The sequence below is a fragment of the Flavobacterium cyanobacteriorum genome, assembly GCF_002251835.1.
Taxonomy (GTDB): Bacteria; Bacteroidota; Bacteroidia; order Flavobacteriales; family Flavobacteriaceae; genus Flavobacterium; species Flavobacterium cyanobacteriorum.
Genome location: NZ_NOXV01000152.1, coordinates 1 through 5,940, shown reverse-complemented (window position 1 = coordinate 5,940; position 5,940 = coordinate 1). Strand labels below are relative to the sequence as shown.

Below are 5,940 nucleotides of genomic sequence, written 5' to 3'. Positions count from 1 at the left end.
GGGCTTTCCGCTGCAAGTCCTCATTCCGCTGCGCTGCATTGCGGGCTATCCGCTACAATCCCTCACGCGGGGGATTTTTTGCTTATTCAATCTTAGAGAAAGGTATTGGGGAATATACTTCAAATGTTGAATTAGACGAGTCTGGGAATATTATAAAAGATATTTAAGAAATCGACAATAAGTAATAAATTTGTTTCTTTAATAAATCAAGAAAAAGCCCTTGAGAAAACTTTTTATTCAGGACAAAACAAAAATAGAATTAGCTTACGATGGTATCAATAATATATTAGTCAGGAAATTCATAACGAAGAATATAAAGAAAACGGGATATTTCTTCGGAGTGAATTTATATACAATGCCCACAATGGAAATTTTTAGGCTTACAAGTTAACAAAAGGCAATGGGTTGAATGAAAAACCATGAGTTACGCAATAAGCATTAGGTATTGTAAAAAGGGAACTCCCCCGTTTGGATATATGTACAAGATTCAGCTTTCTTTCTTCGACACAACTCCTGGGCTAAAAAACCATCTGCGGCAATATCCTTTGTCAGCAATACAACACAGAAGAAATATGAAAACAACATTCTACACACTGTTAAGCTGCTTTATTTCATTTTCCATTATCAGTTGCGACGCAAGGGAAAGGCTGGATGCTGGGGCCATAAGCAGTTTTAACCATTTGCTCACATCGCTGAAACATGCAAAGGATTCAAAAGACTCAATAGGTATAATCCAGGTACAATACCTTGATAAGATTAAAAATAATTGTCAGCCATTTATTAAAGAAAAGGGATTGACTGCACGTAAAATATACGAAAGCATGAGCCTATTCCCAAAGTTTTATAACCAGTTGGCTAACTATAAGACAGACTTTAAAAGTATTAACGACACTATTAACTACATTGACAAAAAAATCGGACATTTTTTTGACGGATATAAAGAAATTAAGGTAGTTCTCCTGGTCGGGGACTTGTCTGTAGGCGGTACTGTAGATGAAAACATAATATACATTTGTTTAGAGATGATTGCAGACAATGGCATTACCGATAAGTCAGAATTGCCCCCTTATTTAAAATCATTAAGTGAAAAGGGGACTCTTTTCGCTTATTTAGCTCATGAAAGTGTGCATACAATACAGGCTGGATTCCCCTTAAATGAACTTACGGGAAGGATAATACACGGGAAAAACAGCCTCTTATACACCTGCCTGCTGGAAGGCAGCGCAGAATATATTTCATATTATTTATTTGGCACCTACCTGAATAAGAGCTCAGAGGCTTATTTTATGAGTAACAGGAAGCGCATCTGGACTAAGTTTACAGAAAATGTAGAAAAAACTCCCTATGAATATAACCAGTGGATTTATTCTTTCAGGCCCAATGACGGCAGGCCCGCTGATTTAGGGTATTATTTGGGGTTTAAAATTTGTGAAGCCTTTATGAACCTTCAATCTGATAAAAAGAAGGGCCTAAATTGCCTGATTAACAGGAACAAATTTAAATATGTATATAAAAAAAGCCTATACAACGTAGAATGATGTACTTACATTACTTCATAATGGTAAGAGCGGCAGTAAAATACGATGTACCAATATTAGAAAAAAATATAGAACGGGGTTAAATCCTTTACAACTTATGGATATCAGTATTAGAAAATGGGATAAAAGCGACATTGATAACCTAAAGCTTTACGCCAATAATAAAAATATTTCGGATAAACTTGCTGACGCATTTCCCTTTCCTTATACAGAAGATTTTGGACTGAAATTTATAGACCGGGTTTCTAATGAAAGTCCGACAAAAATTTTTGCCATAACAATTGAAGACAAAGCAATAGGTTCTATCGGTATTTTTCCGTGCTCTGACATTCATAGAAAAAATGCTGACATCGCCTACTGGATAGCAGAGCCATACTGGGGTCGCGGAGTTGCAGTTAAAGCCATAGCCCTAATTATTGACTATGCGTTTAAAACATTTGGCATTACTCGAATCTATGCTAAGCCCTATGGCAGTAATCCTAATTCACATAGGGTGCTTGAAAAAGCAGGATTTGAATTAGAGGCAACACTTAAAAATGCCGTATTTAAAAACAACGAATACCTGGATGAGTTAATCTATGTCTATACAAATGACAAAACTACGAACCGCTAATATCGGTAACTGTTGCGCAACTCCATTTTAAAATTTTAAGATACATAAAAAAGGTAACCTCTTTTAAAGCCATTTAAGATAAAGGCTTTAAGTTTGGGAAATACTGAAATATTTGGTTTTACGGTGTAAGATAACAAAAATATGGAAGTGTGATATTATCATAAAAAAGCCCCGCTAACAGCGAGGCTCTTTCTGATAAGTAAGATAAATATATTGTTTATAAAACGTTTTTTATTTAACCTTGTTTACTATAGCAGCAAACGCTTCAGGGTGGTTCATGGCCAGGTCGGCAAGCACCTTACGGTTCAGCTCAATACCTGCGGCCTTTACTTTACCCATGAATTGTGAGTAACTCATCCCGTGAAGCCTTGCACCTGCGTTGATACGCATAATCCAAAGGGCGCGGAAGTTCCTCTTTTTCTGCTTTCTGTCGCGGTAAGCATAAGCCATTGCTTTTTCTACCGCGTTTTTGGCTACTGTCCAAACGTTTTTACGACGGCCAAAGTATCCTTTGGCCTGCTTCAATACTCTTTTTCTGCGAGCCCTTGAAGCTACTGAATTTACTGATCTTGGCATAATTTTAATGTTTTTTGTAGCAGGCGTTCCGGTTTAGCGGAAACTTTAGGGCCATACTCCAGGGTTATTACTTTTTTTAACCGAAGCAGCGGTTGGATTAAACCAGCCTTAATTGCTGCTTAACGCTCTTCTCATCACTGCTGTGTACCAGAGCCGCATGAGTAAGGGCAAGCTTACGCTTCTTTGATTTCTTAGTCAGGATATGACTCTTAAAAGCGTGCTTTCTCTTGATTTTACCAGAGCCGGTCACTTTAAAGCGTTTCTTGGCGCTGGATTTGGTTTTCATTTTAGGCATTTTCTTCCTGTATTTTAATTTATCTTACTTACTATCTTTTTAGTTAAAAATTTAATGTTATAATGTTTGAAGGTTACAGCAGCAACTTTCAACTTTCTAACTTTCAACTTTCCAACTTACTTTTTCTTCTTGGGTGCTATGTACATAATCATCCTTTTACCTTCAAGCACCGGCAGCGACTCTACCTTGCCAAATTCCTCCAGGTCCTGTGCCAGCCTGAGCAGGAGTATCTGCCCCTGTTCTTTGTAAATTATCGAGCGGCCTTTAAAGAAAACAAAGGCTTTCAGCTTTGAGCCTTCCTTCAGGAATTTTTCAGCATTTTTGCGCTTGAACTCGTAATCGTGCTCATCAGTCTGCGGGCCGAAACGGATTTCTTTTACAGTGATCTGGGTAGATTTTGCCTTAAGCATCTTATCCCTTTTCTTCTGCTCGTAAAGGAACTTTTTATAATCCATTATTTTGCAGACGGGCGGGGCAGCATTGGGAGATATCTCCACAAGGTCAAGTTCCTGCTCCTCTGCCATTTGCAGTGCCTGGGATGTTCTGTAAACCCCCGGCTCCACATTTTCCCCGACAAGCCTTACCTCAGGGACACGGATGGCATTGTTAATCCTGTGTGCATCCTTTTTTTCTACGCGGGGCTGTGGCCCCCTGTTGTTTCTAATTGCTATGGCTCTTAATTTTTAAGTTAAACTTTAAAATGGTTTTAGTGTTTTATCTATTTCCTGCTGCACTAAGGCAGCAAATTCTTTGATTGTCATACTCTGGTTCGACTTTCCTGCATCGCCGTGTTTCCTTACAGAAATTGTCCCGTTTTTCTCTTCTTCTTCGCCTACTATCAGCATAAACGGTACCTTTTGCACCTCAGCATCGCGTATTTTTTTGCCTATGGTTTCGTTGCGGTTATCGATTAGGGCGCGAATTTCGTGATTTTCGAGCAATTCTAAAACTTTTTTGGCATAATTTTCATATTTCTCACTAATAGACAACAGGATAGCCTGCTCCGGCATGAGCCAAAGCGGAAAATTACCTGCTGTATTTTCAAGCAGGATAGCTATAAAACGCTCCATCGAACCAAAGGGTGCGCGGTGTATCATTATCGGGCGGTGCAGCTCGTTATCGCTGCCTTTGTAGGTCAGGTCAAAGCGCTCCGGCAGGTTATAATCTACCTGTATGGTACCCAGCTGCCACTGGCGGCCCAGCGCGTCTTTCACCATAAAATCGAGTTTCGGCCCGTAAAATGCCGCTTCCCCATATTCTACCACTGTATTAAGCCCCTTGTCTTTTGCGGCATTTATAATGGCGTTTTCAGCCTTTACCCAGTTTTCCTCAGAACCTATATATTTTTCCTTGTTGTCCGGGTCACGAAGCGATACCTGCGCGCTGAAGTTCTCGAACCCAAGCGAGCTGAAAACATACAGTACCAGGTCAATAACATTCTTAAATTCGGTATCGAGTTGGTCCGGCGTACAGAAGATATGCGCATCATCCTGTGTAAACCCGCGTACCCTTGTAAGCCCGTGCAGCTCGCCGCTCTGCTCGTAGCGGTATACGGTGCCAAACTCAGCATAACGCTTCGGAAGGTCCTTGTAGCTCCACGGTTTGGTGTTGTATATCTCACAGTGGTGCGGGCAGTTCATGGGCTTCAGCATAAACTCCTCACCTTCGTTAGGGGTCCTTATCGGCTGGAAACTGTCGGCACCGTATTTTGCATAGTGGCCTGAAGTTACATAAAGTTCTTTTCCGCCAATGTGTGGCGAAACCACCTGCTCGTAACCGGCTTTTTTCTGCGCTTTTTTAAGGAACTGCTCCAGCCTGTCGCGCAGTGCGGCACCCTTAGGCAGCCAAAGCGGAAGGCCCTGCCCAACCTTTTGCGAGAAAGTAAACAACTCCAGCTCTTTGCCCAGCTTCCTGTGGTCGCGGCGCCTGGCCTCTTCCAGGAGCTCCAGGTACTCGGTCAAATCCTTTTGTTTAGGGAAAGAAATACCATAAACCCTGGTCAGCTGTTTATTCTTCTCATCGCCGCGCCAGTAGGCTCCGGCCACGCTCATAATTTTCATGGCTTTGATGAGGCCTGTGTTTGGGATGTGGCCCCCACGGCACAGGTCGGTGAAAGTGGCGTGGTCACAAAATGTGATGGTGCCGTCTTCCAGGTTTTCAATGAGTTCGGTTTTGTATGGGTTGTTTTCTTTCTTGTAAAATTCAAGTGCTTCGGCCTTGCTGGCTTCACGCATGGTAAATTCATGTTTTTCACGGGCTATTTCCAGCACGCGGTCTTCAATGGCTTTAAAATCCTTGTCAGTAATTACATTGTCACCAAAATCAACATCGTAGTAAAACCCGTTATCAATGGCGGGGCCTATGGTAAGCTTGATGCCAGGGTATTTTTCCTGCAGCGCCTGCGCCATTACGTGGCTGGTAGAGTGCCAGAATGCTTTTTTGCCCTCTTTGTCATTCCAGGTAAATAATACAAGCGAACCGTCTGTCGTTAGTGGGGTTTTGGTCTCAATAGTGGTACCATTAAAGGAAGCTGAGATAACGTTCCTTGCTAAACCTTCACTGATGCTCATGGCAACATCGTGGGGGGTAACCCCCGCGTCAAACTTCTTCACCGAACCGTCCGGCAGTGTAATATTTATCATTTATGTAAGAATTTATAAGCGGCAAATATAGCGTATTACACGCTGAATTACAACAGTAAAATGAGTGTTCGCGGAATGTTTAGACGGGTTAATTTTCTTAAGCCTGGCTATAAACTTTTTCCTTTTGGGAAGGGCAGGTTTATGTAAGGTATACAATGGGGATGCCAAAGGCCGGGAAAGTGAGTACCCATTCCCAGGGGTGTACCGGCCACTAAACCCAGCCCTGATTGAAGCGGCATCCTCCCCGCCGCCTGCTTTCGCGGCGGGGAGATATAG

General features: G+C 41.9%; 6 protein-coding genes. 2 read left to right on the top strand and 4 right to left on the bottom strand.

Annotated features, from left to right (window positions below):
* The first annotated feature begins 572 nt into the window (after window positions 1-572).
* Both CHU92_RS02350 and CHU92_RS02345 read left to right on the top strand, forming a co-directional pair.
* On the top strand, window positions 573-1,538 hold the full coding sequence (locus tag CHU92_RS02350) for a DUF2268 domain-containing putative Zn-dependent protease (RefSeq protein WP_165764568.1): 966 nt from the start codon (window positions 573-575) through the stop codon (window positions 1,536-1,538).
* 97 nt (window positions 1,539-1,635) lie between these two features.
* Window positions 1,636-2,151: a GNAT family N-acetyltransferase gene (locus CHU92_RS02345; RefSeq protein WP_094412212.1), complete on the top strand. Its 516-nt coding sequence runs from the start codon at window positions 1,636-1,638 to the stop codon at window positions 2,149-2,151.
* Window positions 2,152-2,382: 231 nt separating this feature from the next.
* Here the strand turns inward: CHU92_RS02345 and rplT are convergent, their stop codons facing one another.
* The 4 genes from rplT to thrS form a co-directional block, all read right to left on the bottom strand.
* Window positions 2,383-2,727, bottom strand: coding sequence for a 50S ribosomal protein L20 (rplT, locus tag CHU92_RS02340; protein WP_094412210.1), 345 nt, complete (start codon window positions 2,725-2,727; stop codon window positions 2,383-2,385).
* Window positions 2,728-2,824: 97 nt separating this feature from the next.
* Window positions 2,825-3,022 (bottom strand): 50S ribosomal protein L35, encoded by a 198-nt coding sequence (gene rpmI / locus CHU92_RS02335; RefSeq protein WP_094412208.1) that lies wholly within the window; start codon window positions 3,020-3,022, stop codon window positions 2,825-2,827.
* 116 nt (window positions 3,023-3,138) lie between these two features.
* The gene (infC, locus tag CHU92_RS02330) at window positions 3,139-3,693 is read right to left on the bottom strand and encodes a translation initiation factor IF-3 (RefSeq protein WP_165764569.1); all 555 of its coding nucleotides are present in this window, start codon (window positions 3,691-3,693) and stop codon (window positions 3,139-3,141) included.
* Between the two features lie 24 nt (window positions 3,694-3,717).
* A complete protein-coding gene (gene thrS, locus CHU92_RS02325) occupies window positions 3,718-5,664 on the bottom strand; it encodes a threonine--tRNA ligase (protein WP_094412204.1) in 1,947 nt (648 codons plus the stop codon).
* Window positions 5,665-5,940 lie beyond the last annotated feature (276 nt).

Bases quoted from the DNA above. Each gene is read 5' to 3' on its own strand.
- thrS (WP_094412204.1), bottom strand. From the start codon at position 5,664: ATGATAAATATTACACTGCCGGACGGTTCGGTGAAGAAGTTTGACGCG.
- CHU92_RS02345 (WP_094412212.1), top strand. From the start codon at position 1,636: ATGGATATCAGTATTAGAAAATGGGATAAAAGCGACATTGATAACCTA.
- rplT (WP_094412210.1), bottom strand. From the start codon at position 2,727: ATGCCAAGATCAGTAAATTCAGTAGCTTCAAGGGCTCGCAGAAAAAGA.
- CHU92_RS02350 (WP_165764568.1), top strand. From the start codon at position 573: ATGAAAACAACATTCTACACACTGTTAAGCTGCTTTATTTCATTTTCC.
- rpmI (WP_094412208.1), bottom strand. From the start codon at position 3,022: ATGCCTAAAATGAAAACCAAATCCAGCGCCAAGAAACGCTTTAAAGTG.